This is a genomic window from Bacillus sp. FJAT-27916 (assembly GCF_001183965.1).
GTDB lineage: Bacteria > Bacillota > Bacilli > Bacillales > Pradoshiaceae > Pradoshia.
In genome coordinates, this window is the sequence record NZ_LFZV01000001.1 from 2439172 (window position 1) to 2465685 (window position 26514).

26 protein-coding genes and 2 pseudogenes are annotated in these 26514 nt (G+C 41.4%); 4 read left to right on the plus strand and 24 right to left on the minus strand.

The window, feature by feature from the left end:
* Positions 1-71 precede the first annotated feature (71 nt).
* Positions 72-506 carry an HIT family protein gene (locus tag AC622_RS11900; RefSeq protein WP_049671253.1) on the minus strand — a complete coding sequence of 145 codons (435 nt, stop codon included), beginning with the start codon at positions 504-506 and terminating at the stop codon, positions 72-74.
* A gap of 195 nt (positions 507-701) precedes the next feature.
* Here AC622_RS11900 and AC622_RS11905 point away from each other — a divergent pair, with 195 nt between their 5' ends.
* Positions 702-959: a hypothetical protein gene (locus AC622_RS11905; protein WP_049671254.1), complete on the plus strand. Its 258-nt coding sequence runs from the start codon at positions 702-704 to the stop codon at positions 957-959.
* 5 nt (positions 960-964) lie between these two features.
* Here AC622_RS11905 and AC622_RS11910 read toward each other — a convergent pair whose 3' ends face one another.
* A complete protein-coding gene (locus tag AC622_RS11910; RefSeq protein ID WP_049671255.1) occupies positions 965-1474 on the minus strand; it encodes a hypothetical protein in 510 nt (169 codons plus the stop codon).
* A gap of 235 nt (positions 1475-1709) precedes the next feature.
* Between AC622_RS11910 and AC622_RS11915 the strand changes: the two genes are divergently transcribed.
* Positions 1710-1994, plus strand: coding sequence for a hypothetical protein (locus tag AC622_RS11915; protein ID WP_049671256.1), 285 nt, complete (start codon positions 1710-1712; stop codon positions 1992-1994).
* Positions 1995-2176: 182 nt separating this feature from the next.
* Here AC622_RS11915 and AC622_RS11920 read toward each other — a convergent pair whose 3' ends face one another.
* The 4 genes from AC622_RS11920 to AC622_RS11935 all read right to left on the minus strand — a co-directional run bounded on the left by AC622_RS11920 (position 2177) and on the right by AC622_RS11935 (position 6053).
* Positions 2177-3139 (minus strand): S8 family peptidase, encoded by a 963-nt coding sequence (locus tag AC622_RS11920; RefSeq protein ID WP_049671257.1) that lies wholly within the window; start codon positions 3137-3139, stop codon positions 2177-2179.
* Positions 3140-3268: 129 nt separating this feature from the next.
* Complete coding sequence (locus AC622_RS11925; RefSeq protein WP_049671258.1) at positions 3269-3940, minus strand: HAD hydrolase-like protein; 672 nt, start codon at positions 3938-3940, stop codon at positions 3269-3271.
* 18 nt (positions 3941-3958) lie between these two features.
* The gene (locus AC622_RS11930; RefSeq protein WP_049671259.1) at positions 3959-4690 is read right to left on the minus strand and encodes a glucosamine-6-phosphate deaminase; all 732 of its coding nucleotides are present in this window, start codon (positions 4688-4690) and stop codon (positions 3959-3961) included.
* A 394-nt stretch (positions 4691-5084) separates the two neighbouring features.
* Positions 5085-6053, minus strand: a complete 969-nt coding sequence (locus AC622_RS11935) for a DMT family transporter (protein ID WP_049671260.1) — start codon at positions 6051-6053, stop codon at positions 5085-5087.
* Between the two features lie 198 nt (positions 6054-6251).
* Between AC622_RS11935 and AC622_RS11940 the strand changes: the two genes are divergently transcribed.
* Positions 6252-7616: an MATE family efflux transporter gene (locus AC622_RS11940; RefSeq protein ID WP_049671261.1), complete on the plus strand. Its 1365-nt coding sequence runs from the start codon at positions 6252-6254 to the stop codon at positions 7614-7616.
* A gap of 208 nt (positions 7617-7824) precedes the next feature.
* Here the strand turns inward: AC622_RS11940 and AC622_RS21685 are convergent.
* The 18 genes and pseudogenes from AC622_RS21685 to coaA all read right to left on the minus strand — a co-directional run.
* Positions 7825-8150: pseudogene (locus tag AC622_RS21685) on the minus strand (GNAT family N-acetyltransferase); the annotation flags it as partial.
* Between the two features lie 434 nt (positions 8151-8584).
* The gene (locus AC622_RS11950) at positions 8585-8962 is read right to left on the minus strand and encodes a hypothetical protein (protein ID WP_053103757.1); all 378 of its coding nucleotides are present in this window, start codon (positions 8960-8962) and stop codon (positions 8585-8587) included.
* Between the two features lie 106 nt (positions 8963-9068).
* Positions 9069-9632 carry a hypothetical protein gene (locus AC622_RS11955; RefSeq protein WP_049671262.1) on the minus strand — a complete coding sequence of 188 codons (564 nt, stop codon included), beginning with the start codon at positions 9630-9632 and terminating at the stop codon, positions 9069-9071.
* Between the two features lie 156 nt (positions 9633-9788).
* Positions 9789-9932: pseudogene (locus AC622_RS21550) on the minus strand (S66 peptidase family protein); the annotation flags it as partial.
* 184 nt (positions 9933-10116) lie between these two features.
* Entirely contained in the window at positions 10117-10923 is an 807-nt protein-coding gene (locus AC622_RS21555) for a reverse transcriptase domain-containing protein (protein WP_269431786.1), read from the minus strand.
* On the minus strand, positions 10920-11444 hold the full coding sequence (locus AC622_RS21560) for a reverse transcriptase domain-containing protein (protein WP_269431787.1): 525 nt from the start codon (positions 11442-11444) through the stop codon (positions 10920-10922). Before AC622_RS21560 ends, AC622_RS21555 begins: the two co-directional genes overlap by 4 nt.
* A 2348-nt stretch (positions 11445-13792) precedes the next feature.
* Positions 13793-14251, minus strand: a complete 459-nt coding sequence (locus AC622_RS11980) for a GNAT family N-acetyltransferase (RefSeq protein WP_049671266.1) — start codon at positions 14249-14251, stop codon at positions 13793-13795.
* A gap of 435 nt (positions 14252-14686) precedes the next feature.
* Positions 14687-16753, minus strand: coding sequence for a catalase (locus tag AC622_RS11985; protein ID WP_049671267.1), 2067 nt, complete (start codon positions 16751-16753; stop codon positions 14687-14689).
* Between the two features lie 318 nt (positions 16754-17071).
* Positions 17072-17362 (minus strand): hypothetical protein, encoded by a 291-nt coding sequence (locus AC622_RS11990; RefSeq protein ID WP_049671268.1) that lies wholly within the window; start codon positions 17360-17362, stop codon positions 17072-17074.
* Positions 17363-17614: 252 nt separating this feature from the next.
* Entirely contained in the window at positions 17615-17773 is a 159-nt protein-coding gene (locus AC622_RS11995; protein WP_049671269.1) for a YvrJ family protein, read from the minus strand.
* A gap of 82 nt (positions 17774-17855) precedes the next feature.
* Positions 17856-18071, minus strand: coding sequence for a DUF2922 domain-containing protein (locus AC622_RS12000; RefSeq protein ID WP_049671270.1), 216 nt, complete (start codon positions 18069-18071; stop codon positions 17856-17858).
* A gap of 40 nt (positions 18072-18111) precedes the next feature.
* Positions 18112-18330, minus strand: coding sequence for a DUF1659 domain-containing protein (locus AC622_RS12005; protein WP_049671271.1), 219 nt, complete (start codon positions 18328-18330; stop codon positions 18112-18114).
* A 104-nt stretch (positions 18331-18434) separates the two neighbouring features.
* The gene (locus tag AC622_RS12010) at positions 18435-18683 is read right to left on the minus strand and encodes a hypothetical protein (RefSeq protein ID WP_049671272.1); all 249 of its coding nucleotides are present in this window, start codon (positions 18681-18683) and stop codon (positions 18435-18437) included.
* Between the two features lie 406 nt (positions 18684-19089).
* Positions 19090-20907, minus strand: a complete 1818-nt coding sequence (locus AC622_RS12015; RefSeq protein ID WP_049671273.1) for an ABC transporter ATP-binding protein — start codon at positions 20905-20907, stop codon at positions 19090-19092.
* Positions 20888-22639 carry an ABC transporter ATP-binding protein gene (locus tag AC622_RS12020; protein ID WP_049671274.1) on the minus strand — a complete coding sequence of 584 codons (1752 nt, stop codon included), beginning with the start codon at positions 22637-22639 and terminating at the stop codon, positions 20888-20890. Before AC622_RS12020 ends, AC622_RS12015 begins: the two co-directional genes overlap by 20 nt.
* Before the next feature lie 150 nt (positions 22640-22789).
* Positions 22790-23542, minus strand: a complete 753-nt coding sequence (gene pssA, locus AC622_RS12025) for a CDP-diacylglycerol--serine O-phosphatidyltransferase (protein ID WP_049671275.1) — start codon at positions 23540-23542, stop codon at positions 22790-22792.
* A gap of 192 nt (positions 23543-23734) precedes the next feature.
* Positions 23735-24316, minus strand: a complete 582-nt coding sequence (locus tag AC622_RS12030; RefSeq protein WP_049671276.1) for a sugar O-acetyltransferase — start codon at positions 24314-24316, stop codon at positions 23735-23737.
* 29 nt (positions 24317-24345) lie between these two features.
* A complete protein-coding gene (coaA, locus tag AC622_RS12035; protein ID WP_231589523.1) occupies positions 24346-25281 on the minus strand; it encodes a type I pantothenate kinase in 936 nt (311 codons plus the stop codon).
* A 156-nt stretch (positions 25282-25437) separates the two neighbouring features.
* On the opposite strand from coaA, the gene AC622_RS12040 reads away from it, so the two are divergent.
* Positions 25438-26367, plus strand: a complete 930-nt coding sequence (locus AC622_RS12040; protein WP_049671278.1) for an ATP-grasp domain-containing protein — start codon at positions 25438-25440, stop codon at positions 26365-26367.
* Positions 26368-26514 lie beyond the last annotated feature (147 nt).

Sequence of the window (26514 nt, forward strand, 5' to 3'; positions counted from 1 at the left end):
AGAATTTTAACAAACTAACAGACTATCGGTAAACTAGTTTGCTTATTGTATTGCCAACTAGGCTTTTTCCCTTATTCATCCCTCTCACAGATCCGTATTTTCTCAGACAGCTTCATCCGCACTTCCTCCAGCACAGCGGCTTCAAGGGGCACAGCATCCAAATCCTCTTTGTAAAATTCAGCAAAATCCTGCCCTTCATATCTAGGAATTATATGGAGATGAAAATGCGTCAATTCATCAAATACCCCTCCGTTCTGACATACCGTAATTCCATCTGGCCGATATAATTCCCTGATTGCACGCGTGACCATCTTTGCAGCTTGGAAAACCGAGCTTGCAGCGGCTTCGTCCAAGTCATCCAAGAAACGAGCATGCCTTTTAGGCAGTATGAGAACATGACCTTCATTAAACGGCATATAATCCAAAATGCAGGAGACATCCTCATTCTCCCAAATTAAATAGACAGTTCTTTGATGATTGGCCAATTGACATCCTAAGCAGTTCATCCAATCGTTCCCCCTTTATGCATGACGAACATTTTATACCTAAAAAAGAAAAAGAGCTCAACTCCCAACGAATTGAACTCTAAATATGGAAGATGAAAAATGATCTATCTATGAAGCTTCCACATTCAAGATGGATATTCCGTCATCCCCATCATATATATAGTGTAACCCACTTTCTCTTTTCGGAGGAGATTTATGGTCAGAATAAAACAATTATATGGAATTCTTGCGCTGAATCTATTTATTTTATTACCATTACTGTTTGAAACCTACAATCCTTCCTTATCCATTTCCTTTTCAGCACTTGGCGGTATCGTTTGTCCGCTCATCAGTATCCTATCAATCTTCCTGCTGGCCAGACCGCCTCATTCCTGGACGATTCATCGATTTATCGCCATGGCTGGTCACAGTATAATTCTTCTTTACGTATTAGTGCTAATCATCTTTATCTAACTTGATTAAACCGTACTATTAGCAGCAGAATGACTCCGCTTTTGAATAGCATTGACACCCATGACAACAGCAATCATCTCTCCAATCTCTATATCTTGCTTGTCCTGGCTCATCTCAAAAGCCGGTGTGCTGAAGATGGAATTCACTTTCTTAAATTGGCCAACCCGCTTTCCATTCTCTTGAAAGATTTCATACGTTTTGGAGAAAGTTTCTGACTCAATGCGGTATATTCCCCTCTTATGTGCGGTATATTCATATTTCTTTGTAAAGAAACTAAAACGGGCTCGAACAAATCCCAGCTCTTCGCCCGCTTGGTTCGTTACCACCCATTTATTGCTGAAGATAGGAAATTTCCCGCTGATCAAAACATTCCCCTTTAGATCGAGCACATCAATCGTTGAGGTGAATGCACTCTTCAAATCGAGTTTCCCGACGACCTCTTTATTCTTTGTATAAATATCTTTCTGGCCGGTGGAAAAGAAACTGTCCGAAAAATATAGATGTGAATAATTCATCTAACCGCCCCCCTTCTCCGAATAAAAGACATCTTCCACGGCATGCGTTCAATGCACTGACTGCACCTACAATCAACATAACTAACAACCAAAAATGTCTTCACCATTTCTTTCTACATCCATAATCCTGATTCCTGCCCTTCCAAACAATTAATGCAGAAGGATTATACTTACTTACTCATTTACTGCAAGCCTTGCAGTCTCAAATATGAACCCATAATTAGGTGGTGTAAGGATGGATTGGAACTTATTTGCTTCCATTGCGATAGCCGTGTTTCTCATCCGTTGGGACCAGAAGAGGTTAACCCTTTTCTCCCTATGCAGAGAATTATCCATACTCGCATTAATTATATTTCTTCTATCCCAATATTTAGAGAAAGCACGTATTACGTTCTCTCCTTTCTCCCATATTCCTGATTCGATTGAGGTTTGGATAGCCGCATGTATCTTGAGCAGCTTCGTTCTCTGTTTATTTCATAAGGGTTGGCAATCATTCATGCAAACGAAGACAAATAAATAAAAAATGGGTGTGATGACCATCCCTCGGTTCATATAGCACAGGCTATGGGAGCCGGCGTACATGCTCCTCCAATCTAGTCAATTGGCCATACTAAGATTCACAACGACATGTTCAAACGAGAAAATGAGATATAAAAAAACTGAAGACAATGGGCTTGTCTTCAGTTCGGTCTCAATAAGAATCTATGATTGTATCATTTTTTGAATTGATTTTTCTTTGGCAAGTTCTGCGAGAAGTTTAGGAACCGTTAAATACAGCAGTCCATTTCCTTCAAGCTTAGGAGAGTTGCCTAACGGGATTGTCCGTTTAATCAGCTGGGCATAAAGCTCAGGCTCGGTGAGTTTACGTTCAAAGTACTTGTTAGCAATGACCTTAATTAATGCCATTGCACCTGACACATGAGGAGTAGCCATTGACGTGCCAGACAAGGTAGCATATTTTCCATTCAAGTAGGTGGAGAGAATCTTTTCACCAGGTGCGACAAGATCCACCTCAGTATTGGAATTCGTAAAGGGAGAGGAATTCCGGTCCAAGTCTACGGCACCGACACCGATGACTTCATTGTAACAGCCAGGATAGCTTAATTCTTCCGTGGTGTCATCTCCATCTCCTTCATTTCCGGCCGCACAAATGACCAAGACATTGTTCATTACCGCATTTTGAATAGCCTGATGCAATTCAAGCACATCTTCAGGACCTCCAAGTGACATCGAAATGATATCGACCTTCTGAGCGACTGCATAGTTGATTCCATCGATAATCCACTTATATTGCCCGGACCCATTCTTATCAAGTACCTTGACAATAAGCAAAGAGACTTCAGGCGCCACCCCGACAACACCCTTCTCATCATTGGTAGCCGCAATCGTCCCTGCTACATGGGTACCGTGACCATTATAGTCCTCGAAGTTAGTGGGATCCGATTGATCATCTGTCGTGAAATTTCTTCCTCCGACAATTCTGCCCTGCAAATCTGGATGATCGGTGTCAACTCCTGTGTCCAGGATAGCTACTGTAATTCCGGCGCCCTTTGTCTCGTTCCAGAGTTCCGGCGCCTTAATGATTTCAATTCCCTTCGGCAATTCGTTGACAGCTTCCATTTCATTGTCAACCTGGTAAGGTATAACACGTACTCCTCGCTTCATTTTCTTCCCTCCTATTGGAATTAACATGGTAAAGCAATGGAGATACCCATATTTTAACAATTTCCACCTTAATCCAACAGATACATAAGCACTGATTTTTGTTTAAATAGAAGAAAATATAGGCTCCAATTAAGCATTCACCCTTTTAAAGGCTTCAAATATGCTGACTAGTTCACCTATTGATTCAGCCAGGAATAAGGGCTTTGACTGCCTAAGCTCACCCTCTGACCCATAGCCATATAAGACTCCGATGGAATCAATTCCAGCCTTATGAGCACCGATGATATCATGCATACGGTCTCCTACCATTAAGAAATCAGCTGGCCTATTCTCTGGATAAAGAGCGATGATATGATTGATAATCGCTTCTTTATTCGAACGGTTACCATCAAGGAAGCTTCCTATAATATGGTCAAAATACTGATCAAGACCAAAATGGGCGGCAATTCGTTCAGCAAAGACCGTCGGCTTAGAGGTTGCGATAATGAGCTGGTACCCTTCATCCTTCAACAGACCTAACAGCTGCTCTATTCCCGGATAGATTTCATTCTCAAAAATCCCCTTATCAGTGTACCGCTCACGATAATAAGAAATAGCCATTTTAACCTCAGGCTCTGTCATATGACATTTTTGAACGAAGGATTCCTGGATAGGAGGCCCGACAAAAGAATGCAGCTCATCAGTATGAGGTACATCCATCCCCATTTTCTTCAAGGCATATTGGACAGACTGACTGATTCCGATAAAGGGGTTTGTGAGTGTTCCATCTAAATCGAACAGGATGACTTCATATCTCCTCATCATTTCCTCCGCATAATCTTAAAATATCCGCAGCAGGCTGCCAGCCTCGCGGTCTAACAAAAATGTTGTATTACGATGCAGCTTTAAGGCATTTGATGGTGTGTTCGGATCAAATTTTTCATTTAAGGTACGCCGGATAATCTTTGCTTTATCAAATCCATTTGCCAGAACAATAATTTCTCCAGCCCCTAATATGTGCTTAATCCCCAATGTATACGCTTTCGTCAGAGAACCACCCTCTCGGACAACCGTTTGCCCAAATAGTTTTGCGTTCTGTCCTATGTGCGAAATATGCGAATACGCAGCAAAAGAACTCCCCGGTTCATTAAAGCCAATATGTCCGTTTGTCCCAATCCCAAGCACGACTAAATCAATTCCGCCTTCCTTGAAAATGAATTGATCCATCTTCATGCATTCATCGTATGAATTGGCTGCCTTTCCATCAAATAAATAGACCTGATTCTTGGGTACATGCACCTTTGAAAAGAACGAGTTATATAAGAAATGACGGCTGCTTCCGTATTTATATGGTGATGCGCCAACCCATTCAAATAACCCGACAAAACGACAGCGGGAGAAATCTACCTTTCCTTCCCGATAATAATCCACCAGAATCTCCAGCAATCTTCTATGTGTATGACCCATTGGAAGGCAGATAAACAAGTCCGGTTTTTCGTGGATTTCTTGAACAATTATTTCAGCGGCTGAATAAGACAATTCCTCGTAATTTTGAAAAATAGCATAGTTCATTCTTTCTAAGTACTCCTTCCGACCTTGACCTTATCGTATTTACTAATGAATGAACGGCGGTTTTCGTATTTGGAGTCATTCTACGAAGCAAACATGAGCATGGCAGTAAATCGTTGTGAATAAGTGGAAGAGCCAAACAAAACACAAAAAAACGACCAGATGAATGGCAATTCATTCACCTTCAGAAACTTCTTTCCCCATAATACAATGTTTTTTTATCAATAGGCAAGCAATTGTCTGAAATTTTAGGTAAATTTTCGCTTGATTTCATACAATATAGCATTAGATGTTTTTTCAATATACAAGAATTGATGAGAAACCTTATATTTATACATAAAACCCCATTCTTTGCGAGAAGAATGGGGTTTGCATTTCCGTTTTTATACCTAGGTATTTAGCAATCAGTTTCAGCCATTTTTTTACTATCCTTCTTCACTGCCAGCGCAGTTCCATAGCTGTGGAGAGCCATTCCAGCCATGACTATAACGATGCCGGCGAGCGAGATCGCAGACGGGAAGGCAGCAGACAGGAAAAGAATTTCACCTGCTAGAGCAAAAATAAGCTCCATCGATTGCGTTGCCTCCACTGCTGCAAGCTTCTTCATATCATGACGGACCAAATCCGTCGCTTTAAAGAACAAGACAGTCGCAATAATGCCGGAAGCAAGTGCTACAACAAGCGATTGCAAGGTCTGCATTCCACTTGGCATGCCATCGGTCACAAGAGCGGCACCAGCAAGGATAATCCAAAGCGGCAAGCTCGCAATGGTCATGCCTAACACACGCTGAAAGGCCGTCAAGCGTCCATTGGTCAGCTCCATCATCTTACGGTTTCCAAGCGGATAAGCGAAAGCCGCAATCAATATCGGCAGAAAACCAAGCAAAAAATCCTTCATAGGAAGCCCGCTCATCACATCTGCCTGCATAATAATTACACCTACTAATATTATGAGTGAGAAGCCTAATTCTCTAAGAGGTATTCCTGCCCTCTTCTGAATAGGCCCATTTTGATTTAAGATGAATAAGGGAGCCAGTAATGTCCCTGCAATGATGGTCATTTGCCAGGAGCCTGCAATAAGCCAGCCTGGAGAGTATGCAGAAGCAAAGCATAAGGGGGCATAAAACAAACCAAATCCTACAAAACTCCAAATTAACCATTCTCTTGGATTTTCCTTCATCATACAGAATAAGTTCTTCAGCTCCTTTTTATAGCCAACAATGATGAACAGAAAAGGGAGCATGAAGAAAAAGCGTAATGATGCGCTCCATAACCAGCTGCCTCCCCCTAATTCCATCGAGCGATTCAGCACAAAGGTAAAAGCAAAAAACAAAGCTGAACAGATCCCTAATAATACTGCACGCATACATTTCCACCCATTTCCGCTTTAAATCATTAAAATAGTAAAAGAGACCATGAGATGATCATTTTTTCTTTTGATAAACCATTTCAGAAGATAAGCTATCTTTCTCATGTGAGTACCAGAATTTTTTTCTTCTCAAGGATGAAGTTTCAAGCTAGAATAGTTCTTTAGGACTTATTACATTAGAGGAGAATAACAACATTGCATACAAATAAACTACGTGAGCAATCACTTTATTCCATATCATGGCCGCTGTTCATTGAACTATCCTTACATATGGGCATGGGGCTTCTCGCTACGCTCATGCTGGGACATTATTCTGATTTGGCGGCTGCTGGTGTTGGCGTAGCCAACCAGCTTATGAATATTTTTATCCTTGTCTTTAACGTGACCGCCATTGGAGCGATGATCTTAATCGGGCATAGAATTGGCGCGGGCGAATACAAACAAGCCCGCCAGTTAGCCCGTTCCGCTCTTAGTCTAAACTTCTGGTTTGGTCTTATTCTATCTATCCTTATGCTCGTGTTTGGGGATTATCTTCTGACATTATTTGATGTCAGTGACCAGGTCTTCACTTATGCCTCCCTGTTTCTAAGAATTGTCGGGCTTTCCCTATTCTTAGAAAGCTTATCGCTTGTCTTAGGCGCCATCCTTCGCAGCCATGGCCGTACGAAGGAGCCGATGTATGTCTCCCTGCTGATGAATCTAATCAGCACAATCGGCTATTGTATTAGCATATTTGGGATCTTCAACCTGCCTGTTACAGGAGTTGTCGGTGTTTCATGGACGATTGTCATTGCCAGGGCAATCGCAGTTGCCGCTCTCTTTTACATTGTTGCCAAGGAGCTTGCCTTGAGATTTAAGTGGGCCGACCTTATTCATATTAACAGATTGGATATGAAACAATTATTCGAAATTGGCATCCCATCTGCTGGAGAGAACCTATCCTATCATTTCTCCCAGCTAATGGTGACCGGCATTGTTGCCACCTTTGGAGATGCTTCATTGGCAGCGAGAGTTTATTTAACCAATATTACCATGCTCTGTTACTTATTTAGTGTAGCAGTAGGCGAAGGAACCCAGCTCCTGGTCGCCCGCTACATTGGTGCAGGTCATTTCAGCATGGCATTGAAGCGCGGCCTTAAAACGGTCAGGATTGCCGTATTTGCCTCAACGGCTGTCTCATTATCCTTTGCCTTGATTGGAGATCCAGTCATACAACTGTTCAGCTCAGATGGCACGATTCTGGCCATTGCCATTCCTGTCTTATGGGCCATTGCTTTCGTAGAGCCAGGAAGAGCGGTTAATATTGTCTTAATGAGTTCCCTGAAATCTGCCGGCGATGTCAGGTTCCCTGTCATTATTGGGATCTTTTCCATGTGGCTCTTCACGGTTGGCTTCGGGTATGTATTAGGCGTCACATTTGGCTTGGGCTTGCTCGGCATTTGGATTGCCCAAGGGGTCGATGAATGGTTCAGGGCCATCTTTGCCGTTAAAAGATGGCTCTCCCGTCCATGGGAACGGAAATTTGCACATAAACTGCAGCAGGAAGTAAAGGTTTCCTAATGCTTCTTATAGAAGGCTCCCTTAAGGGCGCCCTCTTTTTTCATTCCTTCCTTTGTCTTAAGTAATCCTCTTTGAGCAATGAATACATGATGACATCCTTAGCCATGCCATTTTGCTGCAAATACCGCCTAAGAATACCCTCCTCTAGAAAACCATGCTTCTTCAATAACCGGCTCGATGCCTCATTCTCTATAAAAACAATTGCACCCGCTCGATTCAGCTCTAATTGGCCAAACCCATAGGATAACACTGCAGAAACAGCCTCCTCGGCATACCCGTTCCTCCAAAAGTCAGGATGAACCTCATAACCAATTTCAGCTCTCCTATGCTTTGGCACGAAGGCATTCCACCCAATGGACCCAATGATTCCTTTCGTACCCTTTCTCTCCATTCCCATCGAATCCCTCTTACCTCCTGAAAGCTCTGAGCAAAGAAATCGATTATGGCTGAAGCTTCTGCCACGCTCTTCATTTTTTCCTGACCATAATAGCGGATTACCTGTTCATTGGAAAAGCAGGCAAATACCTCCCCCACATCCTCCTGTGTTATTTCTCTTAAGATCAATCTCTCCGTTTCTAGCAGTGGAAACAAAGGCGGCTCCTCCTTTTTGAACTGAGCAGAATGCCAAACAGCTCAGTCCTCTTTTCTTAAATACTATTTCTCTATTGCTCATTCATTCCCCTGTCCGTTTTTTCATTAAATTAGGCTGTTTTGCAGGAATTGTTGCTATCGGTTTATGTTATCTACTATGAAAATACAGCCACCTCCAGATAGGAAGTGGCTGTATTTGCTATTGAGCTAACGCCCCTGTTTGTTTAAGTATAATTACTCACAATGATATACAATATAGCTTACTTGCGAAACAGAAATGTTGTACATATAATCAAACAATCCACAAAGAAAAAAGCTGTCTAGATGACAGCCTTGATTTTAGGTTAACCATCGTTAATTTTAGTAAATTGTTTCACTCATTTTATAACTCTGTCCGTCACATACACTTTGTCATCGGTCATCACCATCAAATCAGGCGGATAGCCTTTCACCTCATAGATTGGTGATCCCTCTTCCCAAAATGTGGCATCCCCGTTTTTCATCTCGTGATTGCTACAAGCACTGTCTGCCATCCTATAATCGACTTCCCCAACTTTTCTGCCCTTTTCAATTGAAATCGGACCTGACTCATCCGCAGAGCCTGGAAATTGGTGTTGGTATTGGATACCGCCAATCTTCAAGACATCCATCCATTCAATTTCACCATCAGGACAACTACCTAAAATGGAATTGCTACAAGAAGTTAACAAGATTGTGAAGACCAGAATACATAGCATCTTTTTCAAACTCTTCATAGAACCCTCCATTTGACGTGATTTGAAAACCTTTGAATCGATATGGAACTAATACCAACTTCACTTTAGATTTTCGGGAGCGGTTTTTTTAACGGAGCGAAACAGCCTAATCGATTTCCTGATAATCTTGGTCATAAAAGGTGAATTCATCATAGTCGTAACTGGCTAGGCCATCGGGAACTTTTTGCATCAACATCAATATGGGTTCGTCTGGTATGGCGAAGGGAAAGTAAAACGAGGTATTCACCAGTTTCACACGACCAAAGCGTGCTCCTTCAGGCAGGTTACGAGCCGTAACAATCGCATAATCACCATGGTTGGTGGAAACCCCGTCATAAGAATAATCGGAATCCCCATATTGACTTTCTACGATACGAAGTTTTTGGTTGGACCCTTCTTTTAGTGTGGCGAACCCCCATACATGTGCCTCGCTTTCAAAGAAAGCAACCAGTGTATCGGAATCCCCCAAACGTTTAACCGTCAATAGAGTGAGATCATGTTCGTCTCCAGTTCTTTTTTGCCACTCGATTAGATGAGTTTCGATATCCGCTTGATGGTTTGGGATGGTGTACAGCATAGCGGTCTTAATCGTTGTGAAGGCGATCCAGCCTGCGATGACCAGAAGAAGCAGAATCAACGCCATGCCCGCCATTCGTTTCCTATTTTTCATGTATCATTTCGCCCCTTTCCTTGTTCATACCGCCTTCCTATGAAGTTTTTTTCTTGGGCAACTGGAGAATGGAGGAATCCATCCCGAACACCAACCAAATAGTCGGTTCCGAATCGTTGCTTAAAAGCGGCTGATATTTTCTCCACGATTTTTTCTTTAATGATTGATAATCTTCACACCTGAATCGATCACCAATCTAGGTGGCGATGTTGTCAGTTTTGCATTCACTCCAAGAGGCACACCGTTATTTGGTTGGCAATGACCGATGGAAAAATTCTCAACAACAGGGAATGACGCACTACCAAAGAAATCTTCTTCAGAGAATAATCTTTATATAATGAACATAGGTGATTGATATCCCTTATAACCTTCTTGAACAAGTCGAGTAGAGGAGAGCCTCTCTACCTTACGGTAAATTGTACTCCTCCCCCCTCACAGAACCGTGCTTGCGCTATTAACGCACACGGCTCCTCCTAATTATCATTTACAGAATATAGCTAATTTCTTTTCTTAAATCATAAATGTTTACTCTTAATCTTGGTTTAGGAAGTGGGAACATGTGAAGGAATAGCCTGAATTTATCCCATGTAAAGGACTTTCTTTGGCTCCTTCTATTCAGCCATTTAAATAGTAAAATTTCGATTTTCTCTTTGAAGTCATTAACAGTTTGAGAATTATCTGTAATGCAGTAATAGTTGTAATATCCAACTAATGAACGTCTAAATCTATCCATGATTAAATGGATATTTTTATTTCTATTAGACTTCAACCATTCCTTAGATTCTTTAAGCTTGCCTTGGACTTTCTTTCTGCTCGATTTCCGTTTTACACGAAATTTTCCTTGTTTACTTTTTCCACAATAATGAGTAAATCCAAGGAAATCGAAGGTTGCAGGCTTACCATTCCCTGTTCGTTTCGCGTTATTTTCTGCAAATCTCCCGAAGGGAATAACTTTGGTTTTATCCTCAGCTATTTCCAAGTTAAATTTCTTCAATCTCAGCTTTAATGACTCGTAGAATTGTAGTGCTTCCCTTTTGTGTTGAAAACAACAAACAAAATCATCCGCATATCTTACTATGTATGCCTGTCCTTCACATTGTTTCCTAACCACTTTCTCAAACCATAAGTCGAGTACATAATGAAGGTACACATTAGCCAAGATAGGAGATATTACTCCACCTTGCGGTGTACCCTTATCTGTTTTGTATCTCCTGCCTTCCTCCATGTAACCACCTTTGAGGAACCTACTGATTATTCTCAGGAGGTTAGGATCCGTTATTCTATGTTTCAAGAACTCCCCATCCATTTGTGGTCAACATTATCGAAGAAACCTTTGATATCTACATCTACTACATAGCTTACTAATCTCTTTTCTACATAAAAGTTTAGTATCTTCAACGCATCATGACAGTTTCTGTTTGGTCGGAACCCAAAAGAGCAGTCTAGAAAGTCATTCTCATAGATGGCATTTAGCACTTTCGCAATGCCTTTTTGTACAATTTTATCCTCATGTTCCGGTATTCCTAATGGCCTTCTCTTATTAGAGTTAAGCTTTGGAATATACATTCTTCTAACTGGAACCGGACGATAACTTTTGCTTTTAAGTCTGCTTGTTAAGTCCATTATATTTTCTTCAAGACTTTCGGCGTACTGCTCTTTCGTTGTACCGTTCATACCAGTTGCCTTATTGCTTGGCAGCTCATGATGACATTGAATGAGTGATTGCACATTTAATAAATGTGCAAGAGATGTAAATTTCATCTTAGGGTCAGATTTAGCTAATTCTGCTATCCTTAGTAGTTTTGTTTCCATTCATTATCCCTACCTCTGTGTGTAGTAAATGTGTCCCTAGTAAGGCCAATAACTGGTAGCTAGCCTTTCCTCCATTGGCATTACCCAACTTCATTGGTACTACGCTGCTATCCGACTCCCTACCCGGCATTTGGTTTCCTTGCTTGTTATCGCTTGTACACCATACTCTTCTAATAAACAGAAAAGACCGGTAGGGTCTCCCGAGTTGCCGTATCATATCCATGTATGACGTGCCAAGGTCTCTGACTCCAGAGAGGTTTTATCTTTCTCGCCTTTAACAAAAGATAAAATATTGCTTTCTGCACGCAGGTAAGGCATCAGCCCTCTCGGTTTACAAACGTTTATGGAGCTCAATCCCTTCAACCATTTGGCTTTCGGCCCGCCACCTAACTGTCTACGCTTAAAGACCAAAGTTACCCTTAGCCCTCCAAGACTCGCTACGAGCGAATGGCTAGTTCTTACTCGGCGGGAATCCCACCCGCTATATGATACGACCTAGGCTCGGCCGCACACCGTAGCAATAGGTAAGCGTTTGAAGTTATCTCCGGCTTTTCCCCTGCTCCACACGGAACGTGCCAGTTTCCAAGCATTCCGCGTTCCATCTGGCGATGGTTTTGATTATAAGTTTCAAGTTACTCTTGTAGAGCTTGCACTGTGGCATCATTCCTTTGTGAAGTGATGTTCCCACTTTCTTACCCGACCGGTGCAATGCACGTTTGAAAAATAATCGTTGCCAATCACTAGACTTGGGGCTATTCCTCCACTTCCATTACAGAAGATTCATCAGTCGTACCCCTACCCTCATAAGGACAAATGCATTTCGTTCATCACTTATAGCAACCGTTTCGGGTGACAGCCCTTGAATCAACGTTCCTTACTTTCCAAGTCCCTTATAACCTAGCTATCTATTCTAAACGTAGGTGCTTCCTGTAAGCCTGTGAGCTGGATACCGCCATTGTTCGGTATAACGTGTTTCAGAGGGGCAATTTTTACTCCACATCACTCACACCACCGTAAGGGTGGTACAATAGTTTCCTATTGTTCGAAACTCTAGACCCGTACATTCGGAAGTTCGTCCGTTCTTTGTGTAAGAAAATTCTCACCTTATTTAGTTTTTCAGCCATCCGGCATATCCATTGGCATACCTTTATCCTGAAAGGAACGGCTTTAGCCTTTGTTCTGCCGACTTCACCTGAGCTTCACACCCCATAATCTGTCTATTATGACGCATGCAGGAGTATCAATGGGATAGTTTCAAAATACGTGGTTTTGTCATTCCTATCCTCGGTTATAAAGTTAGAAGTTCTGTAGAAATTCCTCGTCCTTCGCACTATAGTGCTTATAACGAAACTTGTCGCACTGCCCCTTTTCTTCCATAAGGAATTCAACAAAAAAGAGCGTTAATCCTTCTTAGATCAACGCTCCGTTTGTTTAAGTGCATTTTCTCACAATCTTACCCCTGACTTTTCGGATGCTACCCCTCTATTTTTTTAAAAATAAATATGGCACCCTATTACAATTTTCAGAAAGTAAAGTTATCATATAATCTAGAATCACCAATAAAATTTAGGAGGAATGAATTTGCTCTCAAATGAATCTTTTAGTTACATTAATTCTATTTTTATCTTCTTTATCATCATTCAGGTAGGTTTGCTTATTTCAATAACCTTAATGAAAAGAAACGAAAAGTTGATTAATTGGTTTACAGTTATTAGTGCATCCTGCATATCTATTGTTGTTTCAGGCTTACTTCTAATCTTTTTAGGTTATGCTGCTGACGAGATAAATTTAGATGTACATAACTATACTTATATGACCATTGCCATTATTGTATTATCAGTGATCAATTCGTTGAACTTATACAAAAGCAAGTAAGATATTATTTATTGAAGACACTTCTGAAACAGTATAAATCCCTTTCCTTTCAATCCTCTTTGTTCAGCTAACCTGCCTCTTACTTCCATATGCAATTCAACAGATAAGCGTATTAATCCATCTAAGCCCAATGCCCTAAGCGCCATCTTTATTTGTGTTTTAACATTTGAACCAATCTGATGACCCAGTACAGGATTATCCAAGGCAGAATGAACTTGGTAGACCATTCGATACCATTGGGCAACAAATACGATATGTTGATATTGAAAAATAATGAGAGTACTACCAAAAGTGCAAACAAAGATATAATACCAATAATCACCTTTTTCATAATAACTCCCCCTCTTTTTTATAGGTAAGGGAGTATATTCTAGATAGTTAAAACAAATACCTTCATCAACAACTAAATTGCCCCTTTAGTAAACGAAGAAAGGACCATTCTTTGGTCCTTTCTTTGTTATTATTCCATTTTTCTAACATTCATTAACATTTTTTATTACTGCCATTTCCTTGCCAAACCTATTTCCCTCATCTATAAATCCAAGGCTTGAGTATAAATTATGTGCTTCCGTATTATCAGGGTGATAACCAACAATAATTTTTCTGGCATTAGGTAGTTTAGCCATCTCAGAAATCATCAACTTAGTTGCAGCTTTTCCTATCCCCTTACCTTGGTATTCTTTATCGACCATTATTCTATAGATCCAATAACCGTCAAGTTCTTCTTGGACAGAATTGTACATTAAAAATCCAACTACTTTTTCTCCAGCATAAATAGCGTATGGCTTTAATGTATGCTCAAACTTTGACTGAGCTATTGATATAGCGTTGGACTCAATGTATTCTTTTTGTTCTGTTGATACTTCTAATTTACAACATTCATACCAGTTTTCCTCATTTACCTCTACAATTTTCACATCTTCAGTATTCATAATTTCCCCTTTCAAAATTAGGGGAATTGCTAAACAACTTTGTAATTAGTCGCTATCCCCTTGTATTTACATCTTCAGTAATAAATATTACATCCTCAGTATCCTCAATGGAAGACTTGGTAAATACGTAGCATTCTTTCTATTTGTGTGGATATACCTCTGTATCTTGTATCATAGTCCATTCGAAAGTCCTTTTACCAAGTAAAATCGTATCCACAGATTCATAAAAATTCTGAATATCCTAGATCAGACCCCCGTTTTTTAAAACAAGCAATATTAGTCGCTCAATGCCCGTTAGTTGAAGAAGGTATCTCCATTTAATGGTATCACAAAATTGATTTACCCCTTATTATTCAAAAGCAACAATCTAGACGAAAACAACCTTACATTAAAAAAGAGCATTCAGCCCCTTTATGACAAGGAGCCAAATGCCTTTTAGATTTGTCTTTCCCAGTGACGATGCTTCGCAACAGCTTGGATGAATGTGTCAGTAACAGCTTCTATTGGATCATCAGGTATTGATGTGACAACTCCTATACTAGCAGCCTCTGATTCCATCAGGAATGCCTGCATAAGAGCTGAACCTTCTTTGGGAGCCCCAATTGCTTTATAGTGACTGAAGGCATTCATCAAGAATTCATTCACCTTCTTATTTTTCTTTAAGGAATTGACACTTTCTTCACCTGTTGCAATGAAGACAGCATCATAGAGGACGGAGTCTGTTGTAAGGAAGGTTTGGTCAACCTTAAGCTCAGCCCCATTCGCACTCTTAATTTCCCCTTGATGCTCACTGACAATCTCAGCAATCATACCAGCATTATCAAAGGCTTTAAGCACACTCATTAAATCCTCGCCATTGAAGCCATTATGAGCTAAAACCGCCACTTTTCTCGTTTTTGGACTCATTGGTGTATTGAGCTGGCTTAAGGCAGGTGATTGATCCGTTACGGACGGCTCACCGCTTCCTTTTTCAGGTACCTCAAGGCCTAAACCATAGGCAATTTGCTCAGCAAGGAAGTGATCAACATGAGCATACATATTCACGACCTGCTGCTGAATATCTTTATTGAGACATTTCCCGAGCTCAAATTGAAAGGCTTCAATAATATGCTCTTTCTCCGGCATCGACATACTGTTCCAGAATAGCTTTGCCTGACTGTAATGATCCTTAAAGCTATCACTGCGCTTTCTTACCTTATGTCCTTCTACCTTTTCTTGATAATGAGCATATCCGCCTTCTTCCGGACTTGCCGGTTCTGGTGAATTCCCAGCTAACCCGTTTTTATGATAGCTGACCTGCCCTTGGTCGATTCTCATCTGATGATAGCCGTCCCGCTGATGATTATGCACAGGAGATACCGGTCGATTAATCGGGATCTGCTGGAAGTTCGGGCCTCCTAATCGCAAAAGCTGTGTATCGGTATAAGAGAAAAGACGTCCCTGTAATAACGGGTCATTCGTGAAGTCAATACCAGGTACGACGTGTCCAATGTGAAAGGCTGCCTGCTCCGTTTCCGCAAAGACATTATCAACATTTTTATTCAGTGTCATCTTTCCGATCCGGTGAACCGGTACGAGCTCCTCCGGCCAGATTTTCGTAGGATCTAAAACATCAAAGTCAAACGTAAATTCATCCTCCTCTTTGATGATTTGGATACCGAGCTCATACTCTGGGTAATTTCCAAGCTCGATGGCCTCATACAAATCACGCCGATGAAAATCCGGGTCTTTCCCCGCAATCTTCTGTGCCTCATCCCAGACAAGGGAATGGACACCCAGCAGCGGCTTCCAATGGAATTTCACAAAATGCGAAGTGCCTTCTGCATTGACTAAGCGGAATGTATGAACACCAAACCCTTCCATCATCCGATAGCTGCGCGGAATTCCACGATCTGAATTCGTCCAAAGCACCATATGGGCAGACTCTGTATTGTTCACAATGAAATCATAAAAGGTATCATGAGCCGTAGCTGCTTGAGGCATTTCATTATGGGGCTCCGGCTTGAAGGAATGCACTAAATCCGGGAACTTAATCGCATCCTGGATAAAGAAGACGGGAATATTATTTCCGACTAAATCAAAATTGCCTTCATCTGTATAAAATTTCGTGGCAAATCCTCGCGCATCCCGAACAGAGTCAGCGGATCCTCTTGATCCTGCGACAGTAGAAAAACGGACAAAGACAGGGGTTTTCTTCGATGGATCCTGCAGGAAGTCCGCCTTCGTCAGCTCAGCCATCGATTTATACACCTGAAAATACCCATGTGCACCAAAGCCGCGTGCATGGACAATTCTCTCAGGAATACGTTCATGATCAAAATGAGTCATCTTCTCCCTGAAATGAAAATCCTCCATCAAAGTGGGTCCTCTTTCCCCAGCCTTCAATGAATGCTCATCCTCTGATACACGGACACCATGATTGGTCGTTAGTTTTTTTCCATCATTATTGACTCTGTACTCCTCTAATTGCTCATCTTTTTTATTGTCAGCCAACGAAATCATCCTTTCATTATGCTATTTTGGAAAACTATTATTATGTACTAAATAACTGGGCATAGTAGGTTCTCCTTTCTTTTGAAGTACCCTGGGTATTTTTTGTTAAACTATGCCAAAGGACCCAGAAGGTGTATCCAAGCTATAGGAAACGTACATTCCACTTTAAACAATTCGCCTTTTAGACACAGCCATGCCAATAGACAGAAGATCTGATATTTTTATCTATTTTCCATAACCTGGAAGAAATCTTTAAAAGGTAATCTCAGCATTCGCTTCACATAAAAAAACAAGCCCTTTATGAGCTTGCCATTTTTATGCTTTATTCTATTCATTCTTCAACTTACTCAAGACTACAGATTGTGTTGGACCGAAATGAGGTTGATTCGTTACTGAAAGCTCATATTTGATTCCATCTATGGCTAGAATTGAAACTCTATTGCTTCTCACAATCTTCACAACAGAGATCGTCTCTACTCTTCTCCCTTCTTTTTCTAGGTGTGAAACCACAGCATCATGAAATTTCCGGGGTTCTTTATACCATTTATACCAATCATCCAACTCAAATCGAATCGTATTGCCGCTCTCAAAAAAAGATTGAATAAATCCCTTAAACATCTAAATCCCCCCTTTGCAGAAAAGGTCACTCCATCTACTAAACAACTATAGCCATATTATCGGATATTTGTCTCTTCATTTAAGAATTTTTTAGTGCGGCTTTTCAGCTTTTTGGGGAGTCAATCCATGGTTTATGCTCTAGTAGGAATTTGTTATTTGAACAATTAACAGAAGGAAGATGCAAGAAAAATCGCAACGAACGATCATTGCGATTTCTCCCCCAAAAGGGGTCATATGTCTATCGAATACTCTCTATGATGCATGATTTTTCATTAATTCACTGAGCAGAACAGGTAATGATTGGATAGACATATTAAGGGCTTCGAGCTTGCCTTCTATCCTGTACAATAGATAAATGGTGACAACGATTGGGAAACCAACATCCTTTATAAACAGCAATAGTTCGTCCACTGAAGAACCTCCTTTCTAATCTATCTTGTTAAAAAGAAAAGCTAACCCTTTGCAGGGATTAGCTTTTCAACGTGTGTAATCATCAGAATAAATAAGTCGTTTTCGTCGTTGCAACCAAACGTGCTTCTTTTGCAGACACATAGGGTCCTGCACTATTTTTAAAGGCCTGAGAAGCAATCATTTCATTCATCGCGGCGCGTACTTTCGCCTCATCTACCGGCTCAACAGGATCTTCAATCTGAATTTTGGCTGTTTTCTCATCAGCTGTTATAAAGTATAATTCTAGCACCTTGTCCATTTACTCCACTCCTTTCTTATTGTTTTTGAATAATAGCTGCTTACGATTCAAGGCCCCAAGTATCAAGCCTTTTCACACCGATAGCCGTATGCTTTTGCAGGGATACGATAGCATATGCGCATCGTTTCAAAGCGTTTCCACCAGCTGCACTATTCATATTGGAGAAAAGCTTTTTCTTTGTGACAGGCTTACCAAGCAAATCTGTCCCAATCGCGAATTCAATCTGTAATTTCGTTGCCTCTAAGAATTGTTCGTTCATGTTCTCACCTCCCTCTCACCCTCTATATACAAGCTGGCGATAGAAAAGGATCATCACTTAGAAAATTTTTTGCGGCAATAAAAAAGGATAGAGAATGAACATCTCTATCCTTGATTCTGGTCTCTTTCCTTTAGGTAATCATCCATAGCCTGCTGCACCTTGTTTATCCTAACAGGCTTAGACGATTTCATTGATAATCTCTTCTGAATATCATTGAGTAAGAATAATGCCCGAAACAAGCTGCCCGCAATAATGCCAAATCCAATGACCATTCCATATAAGGGGTCTATAAAACAAAGAATAATTCCCAGTACAATGCCAATAAGTACGGCTATGAACCAATTCAACCTCATACAACCCTCCAAATCCTTCTATTACCAACCTTTTATTCCATTATACTCCATTTCTATCCTTTGATAGACTTCAAAGCTGTTCTTTTCAGACTGTTTACGCTGAAATGGTCATTTTTTATCCCGCATTGATTAATATCCATCCAATTACTAGTCTTTTTACGTTAAGGAGCTATGTGATGGGTTTTCTATGAATAGGATTCAGGATGATTTCATGTTTTATGGGCGTAAATAAAGGGGTATGGGCGCTATCTATAGGTATTGGGCGAAAATGATCCGCTATGGGCAATACTGATTAGTCTGGGCGGAAATCTGAAAGTATGGGCGATAGACCTACATTAAAAACTGCCCTGACATAGTCCGTTTACCGGAGCTGTCAGGGCAGCTATTCTCATCATACATATCTACCTTATATCGTTTCCTTAAACTGCTGGGAATAGAGCTGATAATAAAAACCTTTTGAAGCAATGAGCTCCTCATGGGTTCCGCTTTCCTTTATTTGACCATGATCAATGACATAGATTCGGTCAGCCTTCTCGATTGTCTTCAAACGATGGGCAATAATAAAGGTCGTTTTTCCCTTCGTAAGATTCTTCAGCCCCTCCTGAATGGCAATCTCTGTTCTAGTATCGATGCTTGAGGTTGCTTCATCCAATATGAGAATGTCCGAGTCTGCTAGAATGGCTCGTGCAATCGCAAGCAGCTGGCGCTGACCTTGGCTAAGATTGGTTCCGCCTGAGGTTATTTTCGTTTCATACTGGTCTGGCAAATGCTTGATGAACTTGTGCGCAGCTGCGACCTTTGCAGCCTTAATGACCTCCTCATCACTTGCCTCAAGTCTTCCATACCGAATATTTTCCATTATAGTACCCGAGAAGAGATAGGTCTCCTGTAAAACAATGCCAATTCTCTTTCTCAAATCTGCCATTTTGTACCGTTCTATTGATTGTCCATCAATAAGTAGTTCGCCGGAAGAGCGGTCATAGAAACGGGATAATAAATTGATCATCGTCGTTTTCCCAGAACCTGTCGGGCCGACCAGGGCAATGGTTTCCCCTGGCTCTGCTTGTAGGGAAATATTCTTTAAGATAAGCTGATCCTTCTCATAGCCGAAGGAAACATTCTTGAAATCAATATACCCCTTAAAGCCTGTCACAGGCTCAGCATTCGGGCTGTCCTGTAAATCCGGCACCTCATCCATGATCTCAAATACACGTTCCGCTCCGGCAATGGCCGATTGAATCGTATTCATGAGATTCGTTAATTGGTTAATGGGACGGAAGAACAGCTTCGAATAGGTGACAAAGGCTGCAATAACCCCAATTGACGCCATATCGTTTAATGTAAGAATGGCGCCTGTAGCTATAATCAATCCAAAGCCTAGATTATTAATAAAGTTATTGACTGGGCCAAGGAAGCCGCTGAAGGTTTCGGCAAGCATGGCTGACTGCCGAAGGTCCTCATTGATTTCATGGAATTCCTGGATGGTCTTTTTCTCTTGGCCATACAGGGTAATCACTTCTTTGCCGCTGATTGCTTCTTCTATATAGCCGTTCAGTCTCCCTAAATCAGCCTGCCGTTTCGCGAAGTTACGACTGGAGACGCGGATGATTCTGCGTGAAACAAACAGCATAACCGGAATGATTAAAAACGATACGACCGCCATCATCCAGTTCAGGCTGAACATCGCAATCGTAACTCCCACAATCGTCAAGACGGAAGAGATAATCTGAACCAAGCTCTGGCTTAAGGCGTTATTCAAATTATCAATATCATTCGTCACCCGGCTCATCAAGTCCCCCTGTGAACGGGTATCAAAAAAACGCAGGCTTAACTGCTGCAGCTTCGCAAACAATTCTTCTCTGATTGTGCGGATCGTTGTTAGTGAAATGCGGACCATCGTATCCTGCTGCAGCCATGTAAACAAGGAGGCAGCTAAGTAAATAACCGCAAGTAATACAGCCATTTTTATAGCGCCCGGTATATCCTGCATGAGAATATAACGGTCAATTGTGATGCCTAAATAATACGGTCCAAGCAAGCCGAAAATCGTTGACGCTAAGACAAAAAATAATGTCAACCAAAGCTTCAACCGGTGTTTGCTCAGCTGATTCCAAATACGCAGGATGGTTTCCTTTTGGTTTTTCGCCTTCCTTTTCGGTCCAAAGCTGTGGCGCGGACCTCGAAAATTAGGAGGAGCCTGGCGGTTATTTTCTTGCTGACTCATATGATTCCTCCTTCAATCCTTGAATACGGCAGATTTCTTGATAAAGCGGATTATTAGCTAACAGCTCTTCATGTGTTCCAAGAGCCGCTTCCTGTCCATCCTCAAGGACTAATATTTGATCAGCCTCTTTAACAGATGAGATCTTTGAGGAGATAATAATCTTCGTAGACTCTGGATAATGCTCCTTCAGAGCAGCTTGAATCGCGGCTTCTGAAATAGCATCTACAGCAGAGGTTGCATCATCAATGATCAGTATCTCTGGTTTGCGAACGAGCGCGCGCGCTATTGACAGGCGCTGCCTTTGACCCCCAGATAGATTGGTTGCTCCCTGCATAAGCTCGTAATCAAATATGCCGTCTAATTCCTTCACAAAAGACCAAGCCTGTGCATCTTCAAGTGCTGCAGTCATTTCCTCTACGCTTGCATCATCCTTGCCCATCTTCAGATTATATTGAATAGCTCCTGAAAACAGCATGGCTTTTTGTGTAATAAAGCCAATCGATTCTCTCAGTTCATCCAAGGAAATCTTTCGAATATCCATGCCGTTTACCAGCACCTGACCCGCTTCCACTTCATATAATCTTGGGATGAGCTTGGCAAGTGTTGTTTTCCCGCTTCCCGTTCCTCCTATAATTCCGAGCGTTTCTCCTGGAGGGATACGAACATTTATATCGGATAATACATGCTCGCCATTTTTACTGTAGCTGAAGCTGACATTTTTGAACTCTACTTCACCCTTATGCTCATTGAGTAATACCGGCCGAACGGGCTCTTCGATATCGCCAGTCGTATCCAGAACGTCCTTAATCCGGTCAGCTGATGGAAAAGCACGAGTGATTTGCATAAGAACCGCACTGCTTGTCATCAAGGAGTTTAGAATAATCGTTAAATAATTGACAAACGCAATGATCATCCCTACCTCCATCGAGCCGCTATCAAGCTTAATGGCTCCCATCCAAATAGCAAAGACGATGCCCATGTTTACGATAAACTGGAGGAGAGGCATTAATCCCATAATCGTCAAATCAGCCCGAATATTCACTTTTGTTAGATGATCATTCACCTCTGTGAATTGTTTCATCTCATATTTTTCTGTGCCAAATGCTTTGACGACCCTTACTCCGGCCAAGTGCTCATGTGTCTTCGTATTAACTCGGTCAATCGCCTTCTGAACAAGACCGAACAACGTACCTGCCTTGAAGGTGAATAATACAATGAGCACGACTAGAATAGGAACAATGACAAGTAAAATGGGGAATAACTCTCTCGCTGTTAAGTAAACAATTACGATGCTTCCGATAAACATGATCGGGCCGCGGACAAATATCCTTAATGTCATCATAGCTGCCTGCTGCACGGCTGTTATATCATTAGTCATAATCGTAATCAGCTTGCCTGCTCCAAACTTATCCATATTAGGACCAGAGAAATAATCAATCTTCCGGAAAACATCTCTCCGCAAATCAGTCGAGAAATGAACCGCTGCCCGTGTCGAGAAGATGCTGCTTCCAACTCCTCCAACAAGACCGAGCAATGCTGCTCCAAACATGAATAACCCCATTGTCAATACATAACCGTTATCTTCTGCAGCAATTCCATTATCAATGATCTTTTGCATAATGGTCGGCTGGATTAAATCCATTCCAACCTCCAGGCACATAAATAAAGGACCGAGCAGAACGATGAAACGGTATGGTCGAAAATACTTAAATAACCCCGCTGCTGATTTCATCCATATCCACTTCCCACATATTCTTTCTATTGACATATAAAAGGGCGTACGATACCAAGCCCGCACGCCCTACATATAAAATCTTTGGACCTTTCTTCCATTAGGTTAAACACCAGGCCTAACAGCCGATCATGTTAGGTGAGGCTTCTATCAGCGTTTTACCTTCTTCTTTCGCAGCTTATCCTTGCGCGGAAGCCTGATTGTTCTGCTTTTCTTCAGCTGAAACTTCGGTGTCCTAGCTTTAATATATCGAGCGATAATAAAGACAACATAAATAGCGATAGCTACATAGAAAAATTCCGGAACACTATTAAAACCAGACCTTGCAATTAGATAGAACATATAGAGCAAAAATAAAGTAATAATGACTGTATAATAATTCAATTTCACCTTCTTAAAGCTCGGAATCTTGATTGTACTGACCATTAGGACAGCCAGTCCGAAGAATAAGATGATGAATAAGCTAATATGGATATAGTTCTCCAGCAGGACAAGAAAGGCTACAATGCCTCCTGCAAATGTAATAGGAATCCCCCTGAAATGCTTCATTGACTCCTCTGTTGGGGTAATATTAAATCTTGCCAGCCTGTAACACCCAAACAGCGGGAATAATCCAGCCATCCATATTCCATATTGGTCGAAATCGGAAAAGAATGTATAGGATGCCAGGAAGGCAGGCGCCACTCCAAAGGAGACAATATCGGCCAGTGAATCGAGCTGTTTGCCCATATCATTGGCAACGCCTAGTATACGTGCCATTCTTCCGTCAAGCATATCTAACATTAACGCAATAAATATTAGAATGGTGGCATTTCTTACATCGCCGCTAATTATGTAGGAAATAGATAAATACCCGCAATACAGGTTTCCTAAGGTTAATAAGTTCGGTATTTGTTTGATCATTCGTCACATCCTCAATCTGTCACACCAGTATTCGTATGATTGCAATTGTTTTCTAATTGTATTTTAACAAAATTATGTCAGTTTGTATCCTTTCTCCTTAAGAAGAACGAAAAAACCTTCCCATAAACGGTGAAACCCCTCTGTCAAAACAGGAGAGGTTCTAATCCATTTTTCGTACAGAAATGAATTCCCTTATACGATAGGATTTGTTTCTGGTTGATCATCAATTCGTTTAATTATTCTTGCTGGATTACCGGCAACAACAACATTATCCGGAATATCCTTCGTTACAACGGATCCTGAGGCTACGACAACATTATCGCCAATCGTCACGCCAGGATTAATGACCGACCTGCCGCCAAGCCAGACATTGTGTCCAATTTTGACCGGCTTGCCATATTCCAATCCTGAATTTCGCTCATCCGGCATTAAAGGATGGGTCGCCGTATAAATATGTACGCCAGGGGCAAGCATGCAATTATCACCAATGACTACCGGGCATGTATCCAATATGAGACAGTCAAAATTTGCATAAAAATTCTCTCCGACAAAGATATTATAGCCATAATCACAAATGAAGTTTGGTTCAATATAGATATTCTTGCCAGTGGAACCAAGCAGCTGTTTTAAAATGCCTTCTCTTTCCTTTAAATCTGTCTCGATCGTTTGATTATAGATCCTTGTCCACTTTCTCGCTTCCATCCGATCTCTGACCAGTTCATCGTCTGCTGAACGATACATTTCCCCATTAATCATTTTCTCTTTTTCTGTCATATGGCTAGCCCCTCTCGTTTTTTTAGCGTTTAGATCTTCCGAAGCCGAACAGAAGAAATTGAATGATTCGCATCCTTCTCCAAAATGATATTGGCACGGTTTCTTGTCGGCGCTATATTACGGTCTAAGTTAACCTTATTGATTCGATTCCATATATCCGTTGCAACTCGGTCTGCCTCTTCATCCGTCAAATCAGCATAGCGGTGGAAGTAGGATTCCGGATTGGCAAACGCCGTTTTCCTTAGCGTCTTAAACCGCTCAACATACCATTGATAAATGTTCCGATCATCCGCATCGACATAGATGGAGATATCAAAGAAATCCGATACGTAGACACTATGAGAATGTGCTTCCTGCTTTGGTGTCTGCAGCACATTAATCCCTTCAACAATCACGATGTCCGGCTGCTTTATGACCGTATATTTTCCTGGAATAATATCATAATAGAGATGAGAATAGACTGGTGCTTTTACCTTTGGATGTCCAGCCTTAATTCGAGATAGAACTTTAATTAATTCTTTTGTATTATAGCTCTCTGGGAATCCCTTCTTATCCATGATTCCCTTGGCATTCAATACGTCATTCGGATAAAGAAAACCATCCGTTGTGATAATCTCTACACTTGGTGTGTTTGGCCATCTTGAAAGGAGTGCCTGAATAATTCTTGCTGTCGTACTCTTGCCGACGGCGACGCTTCCAGCTACGCCGATGACATAAGGCACCTTTCTCGTTGTATTGCCAAAGAAAGTATCCGTAACGGCATGAAGCATTTGAGAGGAATTGACATATAAATTTAGCAGACGGGTCAGCGGCAAATAAATCGTTGTAATCTCTTCTACAGATAATTTCTCATTCACGCCTTGAAGTTCTTCGATTTCCGTTTGCGTGAGTGTCATTGGTGTATTAAAACGTAAATTAGCCCATTCTTTTTTCGAAAAGTAACGGTATGGTGAAAAATTTGGCATGGGTATCTCCCTTTTTCTCTTTCTCATTCATCAGTATAAACTTTGGTAAGCTGTTTTTCCACCCGAACAGCCCTTTTTATGATTTTTCGAGAATTGACCATTCACTTTTTTGGGTGATACGATAATAATAATATGCCATAAAAGGAGACTATTGACATGCCATCCATTTATATCATTCACGAAAATCAAGAATGGACAAGACATCTGACAAACAGATTGGAAGAATTGAAGCTTCCCTATGAGGAATGGCATTTGCACGAGGGGCTTATAGACCTTACTGCCGAGCCGCCTGTGGGAGTCTTTTATAATCGAATGAGTGCTTCCTCCCATACACGGGGACATCGTTATGCCCCAGAAATGGCCGGCGGGGTACTCGATTGGCTTGAACAGCATAATCGCACCATTGTGAACGGTTCAAAAGCCCTTTCCTTTGAGATTAGTAAAATAAGACAATATACAGCCTTGACGAAAGCTGGGATCAAAACGCCAGCAACAGTAGCGGCTACAGGCAGGGAAAACATTATCGAAGCCGCCAAAAGGCTTGGAAAAACTCCGTTCATCACCAAGCATAACCGGGCCGGAAAGGGACTAGGCGTCCAATTATTCCAGTCTATTGAAGCCTTGGAGTCTTATTTGAACAGCCCAGCATTCATGGAACCTATTGATGGAATTACTCTCATTCAAGAATACATTCAATCACCTGAATCCACTATCACAAGGGCCGAATTCATTGGCGGCCAATTCTTCTATGCTGTGAATGTTGATACATCAACTGGGTTTGAACTCTGTCCTGCAGACGCCTGCCAGATTAATGATCTCTACTGCCCCACGAGTGAAGAGGCAGTAGAAAAGCCGCAATTTGATATGATAGAAGATTTCCACCATCCTATAATCAGTCAATACGAGGCCTTTCTAAAAGAAGCTCAAATTGATGTAGCAGGGATAGAATTTATTCGGGATGCCAGCGGCACGATCTATACGTATGACATTAACACCAATACGAATTATCATTCAGAGGCAGAAAGCAGAGCAGGAAAATATGGAATGCTTGAGCTGGCTAAATATCTCGGAAAACAATTGGGATAAGGTGAAACTTCCATCAGTCGGTGTTCTCCCGCTGATGGTTAGTTGAACCAATCGGGCTTTTACGGACAGTTGACCTCCCGCCTATACTTCTCGATATTCCTCCCTTTTTAGGTGAGAGTCTTACTGGCCGTTAATGCGGGATAAGGT

Coding starts and splice junctions, on each gene's coding strand:
- AC622_RS11900 (WP_049671253.1), bottom strand. CDS start 506: ATGAACTGCTTAGGATGTCAATTGGCCAATCATCAAAGAACTGTCTAT.
- AC622_RS11905 (WP_049671254.1), top strand. CDS start 702: ATGGTCAGAATAAAACAATTATATGGAATTCTTGCGCTGAATCTATTT.
- AC622_RS11910 (WP_049671255.1), bottom strand. CDS start 1,474: ATGAATTATTCACATCTATATTTTTCGGACAGTTTCTTTTCCACCGGC.
- AC622_RS11915 (WP_049671256.1), top strand. CDS start 1,710: ATGGATTGGAACTTATTTGCTTCCATTGCGATAGCCGTGTTTCTCATC.
- AC622_RS11920 (WP_049671257.1), bottom strand. CDS start 3,139: ATGAAGCGAGGAGTACGTGTTATACCTTACCAGGTTGACAATGAAATG.
- AC622_RS11925 (WP_049671258.1), bottom strand. CDS start 3,940: ATGAGGAGATATGAAGTCATCCTGTTCGATTTAGATGGAACACTCACA.
- AC622_RS11930 (WP_049671259.1), bottom strand. CDS start 4,690: ATGAACTATGCTATTTTTCAAAATTACGAGGAATTGTCTTATTCAGCC.
- AC622_RS11935 (WP_049671260.1), bottom strand. CDS start 6,053: ATGCGTGCAGTATTATTAGGGATCTGTTCAGCTTTGTTTTTTGCTTTT.
- AC622_RS11950 (WP_053103757.1), bottom strand. CDS start 8,962: ATGAAGAGTTTGAAAAAGATGCTATGTATTCTGGTCTTCACAATCTTG.
- AC622_RS11955 (WP_049671262.1), bottom strand. CDS start 9,632: ATGAAAAATAGGAAACGAATGGCGGGCATGGCGTTGATTCTGCTTCTT.
- AC622_RS21560 (WP_269431787.1), bottom strand. CDS start 11,444: ATGGAAACAAAACTACTAAGGATAGCAGAATTAGCTAAATCTGACCCT.
- AC622_RS11980 (WP_049671266.1), bottom strand. CDS start 14,251: ATGAATACTGAAGATGTGAAAATTGTAGAGGTAAATGAGGAAAACTGG.
- AC622_RS11985 (WP_049671267.1), bottom strand. CDS start 16,753: ATGATTTCGTTGGCTGACAATAAAAAAGATGAGCAATTAGAGGAGTAC.
- AC622_RS11990 (WP_049671268.1), bottom strand. CDS start 17,362: ATGTTTAAGGGATTTATTCAATCTTTTTTTGAGAGCGGCAATACGATT.
- AC622_RS12000 (WP_049671270.1), bottom strand. CDS start 18,071: ATGGACAAGGTGCTAGAATTATACTTTATAACAGCTGATGAGAAAACA.
- AC622_RS12005 (WP_049671271.1), bottom strand. CDS start 18,330: ATGAACGAACAATTCTTAGAGGCAACGAAATTACAGATTGAATTCGCG.
- AC622_RS12010 (WP_049671272.1), bottom strand. CDS start 18,683: ATGAGGTTGAATTGGTTCATAGCCGTACTTATTGGCATTGTACTGGGA.
- AC622_RS12015 (WP_049671273.1), bottom strand. CDS start 20,907: ATGAGTCAGCAAGAAAATAACCGCCAGGCTCCTCCTAATTTTCGAGGT.
- AC622_RS12020 (WP_049671274.1), bottom strand. CDS start 22,639: ATGAAATCAGCAGCGGGGTTATTTAAGTATTTTCGACCATACCGTTTC.
- pssA (WP_049671275.1), bottom strand. CDS start 23,542: ATGATCAAACAAATACCGAACTTATTAACCTTAGGAAACCTGTATTGC.
- AC622_RS12030 (WP_049671276.1), bottom strand. CDS start 24,316: ATGACAGAAAAAGAGAAAATGATTAATGGGGAAATGTATCGTTCAGCA.
- coaA (WP_231589523.1), bottom strand. CDS start 25,281: ATGCCAAATTTTTCACCATACCGTTACTTTTCGAAAAAAGAATGGGCT.
- AC622_RS12040 (WP_049671278.1), top strand. CDS start 25,438: ATGCCATCCATTTATATCATTCACGAAAATCAAGAATGGACAAGACAT.